The sequence below is a fragment of the Polynucleobacter sp. Fuers-14 genome, from assembly GCF_018882045.1.
Taxonomy (GTDB): domain Bacteria; phylum Pseudomonadota; class Gammaproteobacteria; order Burkholderiales; family Burkholderiaceae; genus Polynucleobacter.
Genome location: NZ_JACVPG010000010.1, coordinates 17,896 through 33,797, shown reverse-complemented (window position 1 = coordinate 33,797; position 15,902 = coordinate 17,896). Strand labels below are relative to the sequence as shown.

The window sequence follows — 15,902 nt, the reverse complement described above, 5'->3', positions numbered from 1 at the left end:
GAAAAATGTCCCCAAATCCTTTGACATATTGCACTGCACACACTAAAATTTCGGGGCTAAATTGATTCCTCAAAAAAATCAATTTTCCGAGGTGGATGAGTGGGATGAGCCCGAAGAAGTTATCCGGGTTTACAGCAAAGAGGAAATTGTTGCGCTGCGGCAAAGTGATGCGACAAAGTACCGAGCCCTTTCACCGTGGAAAATTATTTTGGCCCAAGTGTTGATTACAGCTATCAGCATGGTGTTTTGGTCAATTTTTGGGGAGCCGGTAGGGGTAAGTCTTTATACTCAGTCGGCCTTTTTAGGTGGTTTAATTAGCGTCTTGCCTACAGCCCTGTTTTTAGTCAGGTTGGAGTTGGCAACAAAATCGCAAAGATTGAATCCAGGAAGATTTTTGGCGGCATTGGTTTCGGGTGAATTTATCAAAATCGCCATGACGTTGATGCTGTTTATAGGGATTGCGTATTACGTCCCTGGCGTGCTTTGGGTCCCCTTGTTGGTGACTTACCTGCTTGCCTTGAAATGTGTATGGCTGGCGTGGTTGTGGCGCTAAGTAGTGACAATTGAGATTGAAACAAAGGACTAGTTAAGAGATGTCTAGCGAAGTACACCAAGCCCACGAGGCAGCCGAGCAAATGACGCCAACCGCGTACATTTCTGAGCATTTACAAAATCTCACCAGCACTGGTGAGCATCAATCCTCCATCGTTGATTTCAGCGTCATCAATTTAGATACCATTTTTTGGGCTTCATTGATGGGCTTTATAGCGGTATTTATTTTGTTGATTGCGGCGCGTCGTGCAACCCCTGGCGTTCCTGGTCGGTTTCAGTCTTTGATTGAAATGATTGTGGAGATGGTCGATACCCAAGCCAAGAGTATTGTTCATGGTGATCGCACTTTCATTGCGCCTCTCGCGCTCTTCGTATTTTTCTGGATCATCCTCTTAAACACCCTTGACTTAATTCCTGTGGATTGGGTGTTGGGCGTAAATCATTTCATCGGTAACTTTGGCGGACATGTACCGCACAACCGTATGGTTCCCACAACCGATTTAAATGCAACTATGGGCATGTCCCTATCAGTGTTGGTTTTAGTATTCTTTTACAGCTTCAAAGTAAAAGGATTTGGCGGCTTTTTGCATGAACTCATTTCTGCCCCTTTTGGTGCGAAATGGTATTTAGCCCCATTCAACCTTGCATTGAACATCATTGAGTATTTGGCGAAAGGCGTTTCTTTAGGAATGCGACTTTTCGGCAATATGTACGCTGGCGAATTGGTCTTTTTATTGATTGCCTTGCTTGGTAGCGTATGGACCTTTAATTTAGATTTATCCCTGTTCGGATTGGTGGGCCACGTTATTGCTGGATCAGCTTGGGCCATCTTCCACATTTTGGTTATTTTGTTGCAAGCCTTTATTTTCATGATGTTGACTTTGGTTTACATCGGGCAAGCGCATAGCCATCACTAAGATTTTATTTTTAACTTACCTCTTTTAACTTCAGGAGTCAGCAACATGCAAGCATTTTTAGCAACTATTCAAGGTTCAACAGCTATCTGTATCGGCATCATCATCGGCCTCGGCGCGATCGGTGCATGTTTGGGCATCGCATTGATGGGCGGTAAATATATCGAAGCTTGTGCACGTCAACCAGAATTGATGGAGCCACTCCAAACTAAGATGTTCCTTTTGGCTGGTTTGATCGATGCTGCGTTCTTGATCGGCGTTGGTGTTGCAATGTTGTTTGCTTTCGCAAACCCACTGCTCGCAGTTATTAAGTAATTGTTTTGGCGTGGATGACCAAAGGGTCATCCAACTGTTCTCAACAATACTGAAAGGAATATCGTGAATCTGAACGCGACCCTATTCGCGCAAATGATCGTTTTCTTCGTCTTATGGTGGGTTGTTGCACGCTTTGTGTGGCCGCCGCTAGTTAAGGCGTTAGATGAGCGTTCAAGCAAAATTGCTGATGGTTTAGCTGCTGCCGAGCGTGGTAAAGAAGCTCTCGCATTAGCCAGCAATGAAGCTGAGCAAGAATTAACTAAAGCACGTCAAGAAGGTGTTCAACGCGTTGCTGAAGCTGAAAAACGTGCACAAATGTCAGCCGAAGAAATTCGCGCTAACGCACAAGCTGAAGCCGCTCGAATCATTTCGCAGGCGCAACAAGACGCAGCCCAGCAAGTTACTCGTGCCCGCGAAGTTCTGCGCGCTGAAGTGGCTGTTCTCGCTGTTAAAGGCGCCGAGCAAATTTTGCGTCGCGAAGTTGATGCAAAAGCGCATGGCCAATTACTTGACCAACTAAAGGCAGAACTTTGATATGGCTGAATTAGCCACCATTGCACGTCCTTACGCGGAAGCACTTTTTCAAAGTGCTAAGCCGGCTGAGCTTGCAGGCTGTTTGGAGCAATTAAATGAATTGGCTCAGCTTGCTGCTTTGCCAGAAGTTGCTGCATTGTCAAATAACCCAAAAGTCTCGGCTGATGATTTAAGCAAGTTACTTTCTGGCATGGTGAAGACCAAGTTAGATGGCAAGGTTGCCAGCTTTTTGAATCTTGTGAATCAAAACCACCGCTTAGCAGCCGTTCCTGAAATTGCCCATCAATTTGAAGCAATGAAGAACAAAAGCGAGGGCGCTGCAGAAGTAAATATTACTAGCGCATTCCCTTTAGAGGGTTCTGCGTTAAATGATTTGTTGTCAAGTTTGAAGAAGCGCTTTGGGGGTAAAGAATTGCGCCCAACTATCCAAATTGATCCAACATTGATTGGCGGAGTTCGCATTCAGGTTGGCGATGAAGTAATGGATAGTTCAGTTAAGGCCCAGTTAGCTCAAATGCAAGCAAGTCTTGGCGCATAAGTGATCCCTATTAAGAACATACGAAATAAGACCCAGGAGTAAGTAATGCAACTCAACCCTTCCGAGATCAGCGAGCTGATCAAAAGCCGAATTAGCGAATTGGGCGTTGACTCCCAAGTTCGCAACGAAGGCACTGTAATTTCAGTGACCGACGGTATTTGCCGCGTACATGGCTTGTCAGGCGTTATGCAGGGCGAAATGTTGGAATTTCCTAACAACACTATCGGCCTTGCATTAAACCTTGAGCGTGATTCTGTTGGTGCCGTAGTGTTGGGTGAATACACTCACATTAAAGAAGGCGACCCAGTGAAATGTACGGGCCGTATTTTGGAAGTTCCAGTTGGCCCAGAGTTGCTCGGTCGCGTTGTAAACGCACTCGGTCAGCCTATTGATGGCAAAGGCCCAATCAATACGAAGTTAACTGACTTTATCGAAAAAGTTGCTCCAGGAGTTATCGCACGTCAATCCGTTAGCCAGCCAGTTCAAACTGGTTTGAAGGCGATTGATGCGATGGTTCCAATTGGCCGTGGTCAGCGTGAGTTGATCATTGGCGACCGTCAAACTGGTAAGACTGCAGTTGCGGTTGACGCGATCATTAACCAAAAAGGTAAAGGCGTTTATTGCGTTTACGTGGCGATCGGTCAAAAAGCTTCCACTATTGCTAACGTTGTTCGCAAGCTCACAGAATTGGGCGCGATGGAGTACACAGTTGTTGTTGCAGCGAGCGCTTCTGAGTCTGCAGCGATGCAGTACCTCTCTGCTTACGCAGGCTGCACCATGGGTGAATACTTCCGAGATCGCGGCGAAGACGCTTTGATTGTTTACGATGACTTAACTAAGCAAGCGGTTGCTTATCGTCAAATCTCCTTGTTGCTCCGTCGCCCACCAGGCCGCGAAGCTTATCCTGGCGATGTGTTCTACCTCCACTCACGCTTACTCGAGCGCGCTGCACGTGTAAATGCTGAGTATGTTGAGAAGTTCACCAATGGCGCCGTAAAAGGTAAGACTGGTTCATTGACTGCATTGCCAATCATTGAAACCCAAGCTGGTGACGTTTCTGCATTCGTTCCAACCAACGTAATTTCAATTACTGACGGTCAGATCTTCTTGGAAACTGACTTGTTCAACGCTGGTGTGCGTCCTGCGATTAACGCCGGTATTTCTGTTTCCCGCGTTGGTGGTGCTGCACAAACTAAAGTGATTAAGAAATTGTCTGGCGGTATTCGTACCGACTTAGCGCAATATCGTGAATTAGCAGCATTTGCTCAGTTCGCATCTGATCTTGACGAAGCAACCCGCAAGCAGCTCGAACGTGGACGTCGCGTTACTGAATTGTGTAAGCAAGCTCAATACAAGCCACTCCAAGTTTGGGAAATGGCCGCTTCACTTTATGCTGTTAATAACGGCTATTTCGATGATCTCGAAGTGAAGAATGTATTGCCATTCGAAAAAGGTTTGCAAGATCATTTGAAATCTAAATTCGCTGACTTAGTTGCGCGTATTGAAGAAACCAAAGATTTGAGCAAAGATGACGAAGCTGCATTGCGCGCTGCCATTGAGGATTACAAGCGTTCTGCCTCTTTCTAAGAGGGCTCGCATAAATCATGGCAAGCACAAAAGAGATACGATCTAAGATCAAGAGCGTGCAAAACACGCGCAAGATCACGAAGGCAATGGAAATGGTCGCCGCATCCAAGATGCGGCGCGCCCAGGAGCGTATGCGTAATGCGCGCCCCTATGCTGAAAAAATTCGTGAGATTGTTGCCAACCTTTCTAAAGCAAATCCAGAGTTTCGCCCTGCTTACATGGCGACTCGTGAGGTGAAGAAAGTTGGCACGATTTTGGTTACAACAGATAAAGGCTTATGCGGCGGTTTAAATACCAACGTCTTGCGTTTGATTGCTAACCAAGTGCGCGATTTGCAAGAACAAAATATTGAGATTGCGTACACCGCAATTGGTTCAAAAGGCTTGCAATTTTTGAATCGCTCAAAAGCAAAACTGATTTCTCAAACAATCCAAATTGGTGATACACCACATATGGATGTTTTGATTGGCGCAATTGTTGCCCAATTAGAAGCGTTTGAGCGTGGCGAGATTGATGCCGTTTATTTGGCATTTACCCGCTTTGTAAATGCAATGAAACAAGAGCCTGTTTTAGAAAAACTCTTGCCTTTGGAGCCAGAAGCTTTGACTCCACAAGAGAAAACAGGCAATTCTTGGGATTACATCTACGAACCTGATGCAGAGTCTATTTTGAATGGCCTGCTTAAGCGTTACGTTGAAGCAATGATTTATCAGGCAGTTGCTGAAAACATGGCTTCTGAGCAGTCTGCACGTATGGTCTCTATGAAGGCCGCTTCAGATAATGCGAAGAACGTAATCGGCGAATTGCAATTGGAATACAACAAAACACGACAGGCTGCTATTACTAAAGAGTTGTCAGAAATTGTTGGCGGAGCGGCTGCGGTTTAAGCGGTCAGCGTTTAGGAATACGAAAGAATTCAGGAATTAAAAGCGGAGAAATGCGATGAGTAACGGAAATATCGTGCAATGTATCGGTCCAGTGGTGGACATTCAGTTCCCACGCGACAAAATGCCAAACATTTATGATGCTTTGACATTAGTTGATAGCGGTGAAAAATCATTTGCTGAAAAAGGTTTGACCTTTGAAGTTCAGCAACAAATTGGTGACGGCGTAGTTCGCGCTATTGCCATGGGCGCAAGCGATGGTTTGCGTCGTGGCATGGAAGTGAAATCTACTGGCGGTCCAATTTCTGTGCCTGTTGGCCCAGCAACACTCGGGCGCATTATGGACGTTTTAGGTCGCCCAATTGATGACGCAGGTCCGATTGCAACTGAAGAGCGTCGCGCCATTCACCAGCCAGCACCGAAGTTTGATGAGCTTTCACCTTCTGTGGACTTGTTAGAAACTGGTATTAAGGTTATTGACTTAGTTTGCCCGTTTGCTAAAGGCGGTAAGGTTGGCTTGTTCGGTGGTGCGGGTGTTGGTAAGACCGTGAACATGATGGAGTTGATTAACAACATCGCTAAGCAACACTCAGGTTTATCAGTGTTCGCCGGTGTTGGTGAGCGTACTCGTGAAGGTAATGACTTCTACCACGAGATGAAAGAATCTAACGTTATCGACAAAGTAGCGATGGTGTTTGGTCAGATGAATGAACCTCCTGGCAACCGTTTGCGCGTTGCGTTAACTGGTTTGACAATGGCTGAAGCGTTCCGTGACGAAGGCCGTGACATTTTGTTCTTCGTTGACAATATTTATCGCTACACATTGGCCGGTACTGAAGTTTCTGCGTTACTCGGTCGTATGCCTTCTGCTGTGGGTTACCAGCCTACATTGGCTGAAGAGATGGGCAAATTGCAAGAGCGTATTACTTCTACCAAGACTGGTTCCGTTACCTCTATTCAGGCCGTTTACGTTCCTGCGGATGACTTGACCGATCCGTCACCAGCTACAACCTTCTTGCACCTTGACTCCACAGTTGTGTTGTCACGTGATATTGCTGCATTGGGTATTTATCCAGCGGTTGATCCATTGGATTCCACTAGCCGTCAGCTCGACCCACAAGTAGTCGGTCAAGAGCACTATGAAGTAGCTCGCGAAGTGCAGATGACATTGCAGCGTTATAAAGAGTTGCGCGACATTATTGCAATTTTGGGTATGGACGAGTTGTCACCAGAAGATAAGTTGTCTGTATCACGTGCTCGTAAGATTCAGCGTTTCTTGTCCCAGCCTTTCCACGTTGCTGAAGTGTTTACTGGTTCACCAGGCAAATACGTCCCATTGAAAGAAACTATCCGTGGTTTCAAAATGATCTGCAGCGGCGAATTGGATCATTTGCCTGAGCAAGCGTTCTATATGGTGGGTTCAATTGATGAAGCCATCGAGAAAGCCAAGAAGCTTTAATCTAGGGAAATTATGTCAACCATACGCGTCGATGTAGTAAGTGCTGAGCAGTCTATTTTCAGCGGGGAAGCTAAGTTTGTTGCGCTTCCTGGCGAAAGTGGTGAGCTCGGCATTTTGCGCGGCCACACTCCTTTGATTACACGCATTCGTCCAGGCTCAGTTCGTATTGAAAAAGCTGATGGTGATGAAGAGTTTGTTTTCGTAGCAGGTGGCTATTTAGAAGTTCAGCCAGATCGCGTTACTGTTTTAGCGGATACCGCTATTCGCGGACATGATCTTGATGAAGCTAAAGCGATTGAAGCTAAGAAACGTGCTGAAGAAGCGATGCAAAACCGTGGCACTGACTTTGATTTGGCTTTGGCCCAATCTGAGTTTGCAATGGCGGCTGCACAGCTGGCTGCAATTGCCCGTTTCCGTCGTAAAAAGTAATAGCCGGTCATCTCCTTGCTGTTAAATGATCGGTTTTTAAAGGCCTGCCTGGGCGAAGCGGTTGATCAAACACCGCTTTGGCTCATGCGTCAAGCCGGTCGATATCTCCCCGAGTACAACGCTACTCGCGCCAGAGCTGGAAGTTTTTTAGGGCTCGCAAAAAATCCTGCATACGCTACTGAAGTAACCCTTCAGCCTTTAGATCGCTATCCGTTGGATGCGGCGATTTTGTTCTCCGATATTTTGACAATCCCTGATGCCATGGGATTGGGCTTGAAATTTACTGCTGGCGAAGGCCCAAGCTTTGAACATCCTCTTCGTACTGAAGAGGCGGTTAAGAAGTTGCGCGTTGCTGACATGGATCAGTTGAAATATGTATTTGATGCGGTTTCAGAAATTCGGAAAGCATTGATGCAGGATGGCAAGCAGCGTGTTCCATTAATTGGTTTCTCGGGAAGCCCGTGGACATTGGCGTGCTATATGGTTGATGGTTCAAGTGCCGATGATTTTCGTCATGCCAAAACGATGATGTTTAGTCGTCCTGACTTGATGCAGCATATCCTTGATATCAATGCTCAGTCAGTGGCAGCCTATTTGATAGAGCAAGTTAAAGCAGGCGCTCAAGCTTTGATGATTTTTGATACTTGGGGTGGAATGCTGCCAGATGGCTGGTATCAAAAAATGTCTCTGGCCTCAATGCAAAAAGTGATTTCTTTATTGCCACGCGAACATGAAGGCAGAAAAATTCCAGTAATTATGTTTACCAAAGGCGGCGGGATTTGGTTGAACGATATGGCGCAAGTTGGTGCTGATGTTATTGCCATTGATTGGACAATGTCGCTGAGTCGCGCACGCAAACAATTGCTGGCATTGAACAAGCGATTAGCATTGCAAGGTAATCTAGACCCGCTTATTCTGTTCTCAGAGCCAAAACAAATTGCGCAGCAAGCAAACCTCCTGCTTGAGGATTTGGCGAGTGCTCCTGCCCTTAAATCCGGCTTACATCCTCTAGACGGTCATGTCTTTAATCTAGGGCATGGGATTTCTCAATTTACTCCTCCTGAAAGTGTTGCGGCTCTCGCCGAAGCGGTCATTGAGCGCTCAAGGGCTCTCAGGACAAAGTCGTAATACTGAGTGATTGCTAACTTGCCGCTAGGATTTTTGGCGAAAGTTATGCACAGATAGCGGGAAAATTCGAAATTCAGTGAGATTGCGAATAAAGATGAAAATTCACTTTCGAATATCTTTGTAAGTTACTGATTTATATAAATAATTACTAAAAAGCTTTAAAAGGGTGCAGAATCCGAAAGCTGATAAATTAGCTTATAAATCAGAATCCTCGGATGATATCCACAGACTTATCCACAAGCAAACTAGAGATTTGAAGTAAATCATGCCCCCTCCAATCGTTGTCCAAGTTGTTGTTGATAAGCCCCTTGCCCAGGGCTTTGACTACTTGTGGGACGAAGAGGCATTAGGGTGCGACCCACAAGTGGGGGCAATAGTTGAGGTTCCCTTTGGGCACAGCTCACTGGTGGGATTGGTAATTAAAGTAAGTGCTCACTCAGATTATGAACTAGATAAATTAAAAGGGGTAAGCAAGATTGCGCCCCTTCCCCCCTTGGACCCTGCAATATTGAAGTTAATGAACTTTGCCAGCCAGTATTACATTCATGCGCTAGGCGAGACCATTATTCCCACCATTCCACAGATGTGGAAAAAGCCTGATGATTGGGAAAAGATCCCCAAGAAATTAGCTGCAGATCAAGAAAAGCAAAAGAAAAAAAACAAGCTAGAGGCCGTTGAGGGATTTGTTGATGAGGCCCAGCTGAACGATGGTCAAAAACTCGCCTTAGAAAAATTACGCACTATTCCTTCGGGAGAATTCAAAGCAATATTGTTGCAAGGACAAACTGGTAGCGGAAAGACGGCTGTATTTTTAAATTGGTTAAGCGGCATTTTGGAAGATGCAAATGCACAGGTATTGCTCTTGGTGCCGGAAATTAATTTAACGCCACAATTGGAGCGCAGAGTGCGCGCTTATTTTCCAGATAAAAAAATGGTGGTGCTTCACAGTGGCGTGAGTGAAAAAGTTAGAGGCATTGCTTGGCATGATGCGATGACTGGTAAAGCCCAAATTATTTTGGGAACAAGATTGGCTGCATTAACCCCCCTGCCTAATCTGCGCGCCATTGTTGTTGATGAAGAACATGACCCGTCCTATAAGCAACAAGATGGTATTCGTTACTCTGCAAGGGATCTTGCGATATGGCGTGCCCACGACCTTAAGATACCGATCTTATTGGCCTCTGCTACACCATCGCTTGAGACTTGGATGGCTGCCAGGGCTAACCGTTATGAATATATTCGTCTGGATCAACGTGCACAAGGCGCAAGCTTGCCAAGAGTGCATCTGATTAACACGCGCGATCCACAAACGCAATTTAGTCCGGGCGATATAGAGAAGCCAAAATCCAAAAGTTTGATTACTAAAACTCTTGCTAATGCGGTCAGTCAGAATCTAGAAAATAAGCAGCAAAGCCTAATACTCATCAATCGGCGAGGCTATGCCCCCGTTCTTAGCTGCGGCGCTTGCTCATGGCTCTCAAGATGCGAGCAATGTAGCTCCTATATGGTGCTGCATAAAGCAGGAGCATTAGGCGGGAAGTCAGTTTTAAGTTGCCACCACTGCGGCTTGGTTAAATCAATTCCAAGTCATTGTCCGGATTGCGGTAATGCCGACTTGAAGACCTTGGGACAAGGAACTCAAAAGATTGAAGATGCTATTGAGGAGATGTGGCCGGCTGCAAGAGTGCTGCGAGTCGATACAGACTCCAGCAGAAAGAGTAAGGGTGCCGAAGAGCTCTTTCAGGAAATTCACGAAGGCAATGTCGATATTGTGGTTGGGACCCAGATGATTGCCAAGGGGCACGATTACCAAAATATTGGCTTAGTAGCTGTATTGGATGCTGACAGCAGATTGTTTTCTCAAGATTTTAGGGCTGCAGAGCGATTATTTGCACAGCTAGTTCAGGTTGCAGGACGGGCTGGGCGATCCAATAAGGATGGTGAAGCAGGCGGCGCTATTTATATTGAAACCCAGTTCCCAGAATCTGCGGTTTTTCAGTTTTTACTGCGCCATGACGTAGATGGGTTTTTAAGCTTTACGGCCAATGAAAGAAAAGAAGCGGGTTTGCCGCCATTTGCCTATCAGGCTCTCATCCATGCTGAGGCTAAAAGTTTAGATAAAGCAATTCAGTTTTTGAGTGGTTTGAAAGGATATTTAAAGTCTCGGGGCCACATCAATAAAGGCCTCAGAGTCTATGATCCAGTACCTAAGGCGATGATGCGAGTAGCTGGATCGGAGCGCGCTCAACTTCTGGTGGAGTCTGATGATCGAAAAACCCTGCAAGAAATCTTAGAGGCGATGGATCTTTATTTGCGAGAGAACTCTCAGGGGCGCATTAGTAAAGAAGGGCGCATTCGTTGGTTAATTGAGCGCGACCCTATTTCAATCTGATTGATTTCAGATATCAGGCGCCAGGGCCCGCGTTATATATTTCTGGGGTCAGGAGTTGATTGAGTTCTTCGTTAAGAATTTCATCGGAGGCGGGTTTGATTTTGAATAGCCAAACACCGTATGGATTTTCATTGACGATCTCGGGTGATGCATCCACTGCTTCATTGAGGGCAACAATCTCACCGCTTACTGGCGCATGAATATCACTGGCCGCCTTCACTGACTCAATAACGGCAATAGCCTCCCCCTGCTTTACTTGTTGCCCAAGCTTTGGGGCCTGAAAGAACATCACATCGCCTAGCGCCTCTTGCGCATGATTACTAATACCAACCCACACTAAGCCATCATTTTCCTGATCGGCCCATTCGTGAGTTTCTGCAAATTTAAATGTATCTTGGCTATTCATTGTTTTATCCTTTAGGTGCATTTTATGCCGACTCCCCTAAACTAGCTTTCCCCAATGATTCACTTAACTATTTGTACGTATGCCAATTAAATTAGGAATTGTTCCTGTTACTCCGTATGAGCAAAATTGCTCGATTTTGGTTTGCCAGGAGACTGGCGATGCTGCTGTCGTTGATCCTGGCGGGGATATTGAAAAGATCCTTGAGGGCGTTAAGCAGATGGGTGGCAAGGTTAAAAAGATATTACTGACGCATGGACATTTAGATCACTGCGCGGCCGCCAAAGACTTGGCTGATCAGCTTGGTGTGCCTATTGAGGGGCCACAAGAAGAGGAGCGTTTTTGGATTGATCAGCTGCCAGAACAAACAGTGCGTTTTGGTTTTGGGCATGCCAAAGTTTTCGAGCCTGATCGTTGGTTAAATAATGGCGATCATGTGCAGGTGGGAAATATTGATCTAGAGGTATTTCATTGCCCTGGTCACACACCTGGTCACGTTGTATTTTTTGACAAAGAAGATCGTCTTGCAATTGTGGGCGATGTTTTATTCGCGGGCTCAATTGGCAGAACTGATTTTCCGCGTGGTAATCATGCAGATTTAATTAATGCGATTAAAACCAAATTGTGGCCCTTGGGAGATGATGTACAGTTTGTTCCTGGTCACGGACCAATGTCGACGTTTGGTCAAGAGCGCAAAACGAACCCCTATGTGGGAGATGGCGCGTAGCTAATTAATGAATCTAGCTATTTGAACTACAAGTGAGTAATTAGGTTTTTGCTGAACCGGTACGATGCGTACGGTTGTAGAGGCAACTTGCGCAAATCCAACGTTGTTTGCGATTGCTTGTCGGAATCCATGTGCCACCCTCAAGTCGTTTTTCACGGCTGCAAGAAGAGCAAAATTTCAGGCTCTGGGAGGTTTCTTGGGTAGCTGCTGGAGTCGATGTAGTCATGGGTAATCCGGGTAAGGCAAATCTTATACAGAGATCTATTTTACCCGTTTTGTCCCGCTGGGGCTGGGGTTAGCACAACCCGAACCGAATCAGCCGTTTTGTTGCCGTCAAAATCTAACCAGGCCTTGTTTTCAAAGTCATAGAGCTTGCACTTACGCGCAGTATCAAAATACCAGCCCCAAGAGAACTTTTGCACAAAAATACGGTCTGGAAGGATCGTTTCTAGGGTCTGTTGGGCCTCTGGCAGGCGATAAAGCGGTACGCTCATATCCACATGGTGCGCAGTGTGCTCCATGATGTGGTGCATCAATTTGCCCCAAATCCAGTTAAAAGTCAGGTGAACGGTTGTGGATACAAACGGCTGGGCGCGTAACCACTCCGATTTCTTGTCATACCAAGAGACTTTTGGATGGGTGTGGTGCACGTAAACCACAAATCCAATCATGCCGTTCCAGAACAAGAATGGCACTGCAAAGCCAGTGATCAAGCCAATCCAAATAGATTGCCCGGTAGCAATGGCCCCAGCAATTAAGCAGCCAATCCAAACGATTGCAAATGCGGTAACAAGCAAATTGTCTTTTAAGAAAATGGGACGATCACCAGGTTTGTTTTTTGCATTTGGGAAGTACTCACGTCTCCACCAAATTTCAATGAGGTAATAAAAAACAGGGCCCCAGCCGCTACGGTAAAGGCGCTCTAGAGCCTTACGCAACGGGGGAAGTGCGTCGTATTCTGATTTTGATAGGGGTGCCCATACAAAATCAAAACCCTTTAGATTGGTTTGACCGTGATGTACAACGTTATGACCAACATCCCACAAGCTATATGGTGTGAGAGATGGCAAGAACGCAATACGACCTAACACTTTGTTCAGTTCGCGATTGGGCGTGTAACTTTGATGGCAAGCATCGTGACCCAATATAAAGATGCGGCCCGTTACAAAGCCAGCAATCAAACCAAAAACAATTTTGAGCAACACGCTCTCTACGAAGACTGTTCCTGCGATACAGCCTAGCCAGAGGAAGGCATCGATTGCTAGGAGCATGATTGCGCGCCCAGTTTCGCCTTGTGCCATCGGGATTAGCCAGCTTCGAATGATTTTTCGATGCGGTAATGGCGCCTCTGGGTGCAAGGGATTAGTTAAGGAAGGCTCTGAAAGGGCTGTATTTAGATGTGTAGACACGATAAGAATCAATAAGTTAGGTGCAAATGATAGCGGTTTTCGCAATTTCACGCATGATGTAGGTCAAAAACCCCTTGATTTTTGGCGCGCCCGGCAGGAATCGAACCTGCGAAGCCCTTTTGACTATTATTGACCTAAGATTTTCGGTGTGCGGAAGTTAAGGGCGACCGACTGAAAGAGTTTTTAATCCGGGCAAATTCAGTATTTGCTTGATTCATTCCGGACTATATGGAAACCAATCGCACCAAGTCTGGTAAGGTCCTTGCGCCGGCCTTCTGCAGCACCCTTGATTTATGAACCTTGACCGTTGCTGGCGATATGTTCAGCTCAGCGGCTATCTCAACATTTTTAAAACCCTTAACTAAAAGATCGCAAACCTGCGCTTCACGTTTGCTTAGACCTAGGTCAGAAGGGCAATATTTCCTTTTATGTACAAAATCTCGAATTCTTTTTGCTGCCCCGTAAATTTCAGCGTCGTCAGTGGGCTCTTGTAGGTAATCGCTTAGGCCAGAGCGAAATAGCGCAATTACTTGATGCGCATCAATAAGCCCCCCAATAAATACTATCCTTAAATTTGGTAGATGGCTTTTAATGGTGGAGAGTATGCGCAACTGCTCTTGTTTACTGTCGTTGACTCGAATGAAGGCAACTTCTTTTTGTAGTGCAATCAGAAATGGTGGCTCAGAACAATTTTGTGGCGAGAGGCTGGAGTTTCGCAATACATTCTGAAGTTTGTAAACAGTGTGTTTTGGGTTGGGAAAAAAGTTTGATTTGCTATCTTCCATTGCTTTATGTTCCCCAAACATTTTAGACGCCCAACGCGTTAGCCATTGATTTATGAAGTTGTTCATAGCGGTTATGTCCTAATTTGGCGAGAACAACTTTTTTGTGTCGCCCATCGGGCCTATGGGCAACTAAATTCAATAATTTTTTGCGCACCAATTGCTTGATTAATTTGTGCAGCGTCGCAGATGAGGCAATATTTTTTTGAGATAACAGTTGCTTTATAAAAATATTCTGCCTTGATGCGTTAGCAAGTGCTACTAGGTCAAGTAAATGTGACTCATTAGGGCTTAGATTAAAGCGCCTATCAATCTGGCGCATTTGATCAGCAAAAAAAATAAATTGTCGGAGGGATGATGCTTTTGATTGCTGGGACATGGGGTTAAATAATTTGTTTAATTGTTTTAAATTATCTAACTAATTTTTACTTGCAGAACATAACAATTGTTAACAATTGTTAATGCATGAGACGCCAAAAATTTCTCGCCTCATAATTTCGTTACAGCTACCAAATGGTTTTCCAGTAGCTGTGAATACTAGATGGGGGAGTTTTGACTAATCGAAGTTATACGGCTTAGCGCTATTTTTTGGCTTGTATTTTTACTTTATTCGGAGGCCAAACCCCACCATAGAAACCGAAGTAATTTCACCGCTCTTGCTATTGAGCCACCTATTCGTAATGGTATTTAGGAAAGAAAAAATGCATATTCTAGAAATGGCCCTTAGCTCGCTGATTTTTATCTTGCTGGTCGCTACAGGGATTGTCTTTTTTTATTGTGGGCTGCTTTGGCTATAGTAGGCTAGAGATTTTGAGTCCAGCTTAGCTGTATTGGGGTCTTAATTATTCTAGTGCGGATGAAATTTCAAGATATCAGGCGGCTAAGGGCCAGCTTCAATCTTGAATGAGCGGTTGAATTGAGGTTGATGCCCTCGATGAAATAATGCGCGAGGTTAAAAATACGCTACCTAACGATATTCCAGCCCTTTGGTAGTTAGCATATTGGGCATTATTGCTAACAACAAATGCTATTGAATAACTTTGAGATTAGATGCTTTCAACACTTGGGCAATTGCTTGTTCCCGCTCTTGATTTGCCATTTGTTGCGCTAATTGATTTTTTGCTTGTTCGTATGCTGGAAATTTAAAGGGTCGGACATCAACTAATTTGATGATGTAATAATTTGCTCCAAGGCGGATTGGCTTAGAGGTAGCTTTGCCTTTGCTCAAATTGGGGACAATGTCATTTAATGGGCTAGTTAGGTTTCCGCTTAAAGACCACCCCGCCAGGCCACCCTGTTGAGCGGTGCCCTTATCAACCGAATACTGTCTAGCGAGTGCCTCAAAAGAGTTGCCATTATTTAATTTGACGATCATTTCGGTGGCCTCAATTTCGGTGGCAACCGCAATTTGGGCTATCTCATATTCATTTGCATTCTTAGGATCTTTACTGGCCTCCAGCTGTTTGTCATATTCGGCTCTGATATCGGCTTCTGAAATGGGGTGATTTTTAAAATAATCGGCAAACCAGAGATCTACGATTGCATTTTGACCGGCTAATTTCAGTTTAAGGGCATTGTCGTTTTTTGTTGCTAAGCCTGTTTTTTTTGCCTCCTGAACAATGGCTTCTCGAATAATCAGTTCATTAGTGATTCGCTGCCTTATTTCTGGGGTCACTTGAGTACCATCATCAACTGCGAGCTTAAGCAATTCATCGACTTGCTGAGTTGTAATCTTATTCCCATTCAGAGTTGCAATGATCGTGCCATTAGATTGTGCATGCACTGACCCAGAGAGCATCAAAAGAGAGGCGCAGGAAATGGCCAAAAAAATAGATTTCATTAGAGGTAA

The 15,902-nt window shown here is 45.2% G+C and carries 18 protein-coding genes; 12 read left to right on the top strand and 6 right to left on the bottom strand.

Features of this window, described 5'->3' with window-relative positions; translation table 11 throughout:
* Nucleotides 1-61 precede the first annotated feature (61 nt).
* From ICN40_RS06840 to priA, 11 genes are all read left to right on the top strand, one after another.
* A complete protein-coding gene (locus tag ICN40_RS06840; protein ID WP_216243038.1) occupies nucleotides 62-553 on the top strand; it encodes an ATP synthase subunit I in 492 nt (163 codons plus the stop codon).
* Between the two features lie 40 nt (nucleotides 554-593).
* Entirely contained in the window at nucleotides 594-1,469 is an 876-nt protein-coding gene (atpB, locus tag ICN40_RS06835) for a F0F1 ATP synthase subunit A (protein WP_215321256.1), read from the top strand.
* 45 nt (nucleotides 1,470-1,514) lie between these two features.
* The gene (gene atpE, locus ICN40_RS06830; protein ID WP_011901869.1) at nucleotides 1,515-1,781 is read left to right on the top strand and encodes a F0F1 ATP synthase subunit C; all 267 of its coding nucleotides are present in this window, start codon (nucleotides 1,515-1,517) and stop codon (nucleotides 1,779-1,781) included.
* Nucleotides 1,782-1,844: 63 nt separating this feature from the next.
* Complete coding sequence (locus ICN40_RS06825) at nucleotides 1,845-2,315, top strand: F0F1 ATP synthase subunit B (RefSeq protein WP_072582048.1); 471 nt, start codon at nucleotides 1,845-1,847, stop codon at nucleotides 2,313-2,315.
* Nucleotide 2,316: 1 nt separating this feature from the next.
* Nucleotides 2,317-2,853, top strand: coding sequence for a F0F1 ATP synthase subunit delta (locus ICN40_RS06820; RefSeq protein WP_215358818.1), 537 nt, complete (start codon nucleotides 2,317-2,319; stop codon nucleotides 2,851-2,853).
* A gap of 45 nt (nucleotides 2,854-2,898) precedes the next feature.
* Nucleotides 2,899-4,440, top strand: coding sequence for a F0F1 ATP synthase subunit alpha (gene atpA, locus ICN40_RS06815; RefSeq protein ID WP_072582050.1), 1,542 nt, complete (start codon nucleotides 2,899-2,901; stop codon nucleotides 4,438-4,440).
* A gap of 17 nt (nucleotides 4,441-4,457) precedes the next feature.
* A complete protein-coding gene (gene atpG, locus ICN40_RS06810) occupies nucleotides 4,458-5,327 on the top strand; it encodes a F0F1 ATP synthase subunit gamma (protein ID WP_072582051.1) in 870 nt (289 codons plus the stop codon).
* A 55-nt stretch (nucleotides 5,328-5,382) separates the two neighbouring features.
* On the top strand, nucleotides 5,383-6,783 hold the full coding sequence (gene atpD / locus ICN40_RS06805) for a F0F1 ATP synthase subunit beta (protein ID WP_072582052.1): 1,401 nt from the start codon (nucleotides 5,383-5,385) through the stop codon (nucleotides 6,781-6,783).
* A gap of 12 nt (nucleotides 6,784-6,795) precedes the next feature.
* Complete coding sequence (locus ICN40_RS06800; RefSeq protein ID WP_215321259.1) at nucleotides 6,796-7,212, top strand: F0F1 ATP synthase subunit epsilon; 417 nt, start codon at nucleotides 6,796-6,798, stop codon at nucleotides 7,210-7,212.
* A 9-nt stretch (nucleotides 7,213-7,221) separates the two neighbouring features.
* Nucleotides 7,222-8,340, top strand: coding sequence for a uroporphyrinogen decarboxylase (gene hemE / locus ICN40_RS06795; protein ID WP_216243075.1), 1,119 nt, complete (start codon nucleotides 7,222-7,224; stop codon nucleotides 8,338-8,340).
* A 265-nt stretch (nucleotides 8,341-8,605) separates the two neighbouring features.
* On the top strand, nucleotides 8,606-10,732 hold the full coding sequence (gene priA, locus ICN40_RS06790; protein ID WP_216243036.1) for a primosomal protein N': 2,127 nt from the start codon (nucleotides 8,606-8,608) through the stop codon (nucleotides 10,730-10,732).
* 13 nt (nucleotides 10,733-10,745) lie between these two features.
* Here the strand turns inward: priA and gcvH are convergent, their stop codons facing one another.
* Nucleotides 10,746-11,138: a glycine cleavage system protein GcvH gene (gene gcvH / locus ICN40_RS06785; protein ID WP_072582056.1), complete on the bottom strand. Its 393-nt coding sequence runs from the start codon at nucleotides 11,136-11,138 to the stop codon at nucleotides 10,746-10,748.
* A 79-nt stretch (nucleotides 11,139-11,217) separates the two neighbouring features.
* Between gcvH and ICN40_RS06780 the strand changes: the two genes are divergently transcribed.
* Nucleotides 11,218-11,862 (top strand): MBL fold metallo-hydrolase, encoded by a 645-nt coding sequence (locus ICN40_RS06780; RefSeq protein ID WP_216860748.1) that lies wholly within the window; start codon nucleotides 11,218-11,220, stop codon nucleotides 11,860-11,862.
* A gap of 40 nt (nucleotides 11,863-11,902) precedes the next feature.
* Here ICN40_RS06780 and ICN40_RS06775 read toward each other — a convergent pair whose 3' ends face one another.
* From ICN40_RS06775 to ICN40_RS06755, 5 genes are all read right to left on the bottom strand, one after another.
* Nucleotides 11,903-12,088 carry a hypothetical protein gene (locus tag ICN40_RS06775; protein ID WP_041396810.1) on the bottom strand — a complete coding sequence of 62 codons (186 nt, stop codon included), beginning with the start codon at nucleotides 12,086-12,088 and terminating at the stop codon, nucleotides 11,903-11,905.
* A 40-nt stretch (nucleotides 12,089-12,128) separates the two neighbouring features.
* Nucleotides 12,129-13,271 carry a fatty acid desaturase gene (locus ICN40_RS06770; RefSeq protein WP_308281773.1) on the bottom strand — a complete coding sequence of 381 codons (1,143 nt, stop codon included), beginning with the start codon at nucleotides 13,269-13,271 and terminating at the stop codon, nucleotides 12,129-12,131.
* Nucleotides 13,272-13,495: 224 nt separating this feature from the next.
* Nucleotides 13,496-14,077 (bottom strand): response regulator transcription factor, encoded by a 582-nt coding sequence (locus ICN40_RS06765; protein ID WP_216243035.1) that lies wholly within the window; start codon nucleotides 14,075-14,077, stop codon nucleotides 13,496-13,498.
* A 1-nt stretch (nucleotide 14,078) separates the two neighbouring features.
* Nucleotides 14,079-14,432, bottom strand: coding sequence for a hypothetical protein (locus tag ICN40_RS06760; protein WP_071464392.1), 354 nt, complete (start codon nucleotides 14,430-14,432; stop codon nucleotides 14,079-14,081).
* 648 nt (nucleotides 14,433-15,080) lie between these two features.
* Nucleotides 15,081-15,893, bottom strand: a complete 813-nt coding sequence (locus ICN40_RS06755) for a peptidylprolyl isomerase (RefSeq protein WP_071464393.1) — start codon at nucleotides 15,891-15,893, stop codon at nucleotides 15,081-15,083.
* Nucleotides 15,894-15,902: the final 9 nt, after the last annotated feature.

What these genes read in the sequence shown, in the direction of transcription:
- atpB (WP_215321256.1), top strand. Translation starts at nt 594, where the DNA reads ATGTCTAGCGAAGTACACCAAGCCCACGAGGCAGCCGAGCAAATGACG.
- atpE (WP_011901869.1), top strand. Translation starts at nt 1,515, where the DNA reads ATGCAAGCATTTTTAGCAACTATTCAAGGTTCAACAGCTATCTGTATC.
- ICN40_RS06820 (WP_215358818.1), top strand. Translation starts at nt 2,317, where the DNA reads ATGGCTGAATTAGCCACCATTGCACGTCCTTACGCGGAAGCACTTTTT.
- atpA (WP_072582050.1), top strand. Translation starts at nt 2,899, where the DNA reads ATGCAACTCAACCCTTCCGAGATCAGCGAGCTGATCAAAAGCCGAATT.
- atpG (WP_072582051.1), top strand. Translation starts at nt 4,458, where the DNA reads ATGGCAAGCACAAAAGAGATACGATCTAAGATCAAGAGCGTGCAAAAC.
- atpD (WP_072582052.1), top strand. Translation starts at nt 5,383, where the DNA reads ATGAGTAACGGAAATATCGTGCAATGTATCGGTCCAGTGGTGGACATT.
- ICN40_RS06800 (WP_215321259.1), top strand. Translation starts at nt 6,796, where the DNA reads ATGTCAACCATACGCGTCGATGTAGTAAGTGCTGAGCAGTCTATTTTC.
- priA (WP_216243036.1), top strand. Translation starts at nt 8,606, where the DNA reads ATGCCCCCTCCAATCGTTGTCCAAGTTGTTGTTGATAAGCCCCTTGCC.
- gcvH (WP_072582056.1), bottom strand. Translation starts at nt 11,138, where the DNA reads ATGAATAGCCAAGATACATTTAAATTTGCAGAAACTCACGAATGGGCC.
- ICN40_RS06780 (WP_216860748.1), top strand. Translation starts at nt 11,218, where the DNA reads ATGCCAATTAAATTAGGAATTGTTCCTGTTACTCCGTATGAGCAAAAT.
- ICN40_RS06775 (WP_041396810.1), bottom strand. Translation starts at nt 12,088, where the DNA reads ATGACTACATCGACTCCAGCAGCTACCCAAGAAACCTCCCAGAGCCTG.
- ICN40_RS06765 (WP_216243035.1), bottom strand. Translation starts at nt 14,077, where the DNA reads ATGTTTGGGGAACATAAAGCAATGGAAGATAGCAAATCAAACTTTTTT.
- ICN40_RS06760 (WP_071464392.1), bottom strand. Translation starts at nt 14,432, where the DNA reads ATGTCCCAGCAATCAAAAGCATCATCCCTCCGACAATTTATTTTTTTT.
- ICN40_RS06755 (WP_071464393.1), bottom strand. Translation starts at nt 15,893, where the DNA reads ATGAAATCTATTTTTTTGGCCATTTCCTGCGCCTCTCTTTTGATGCTC.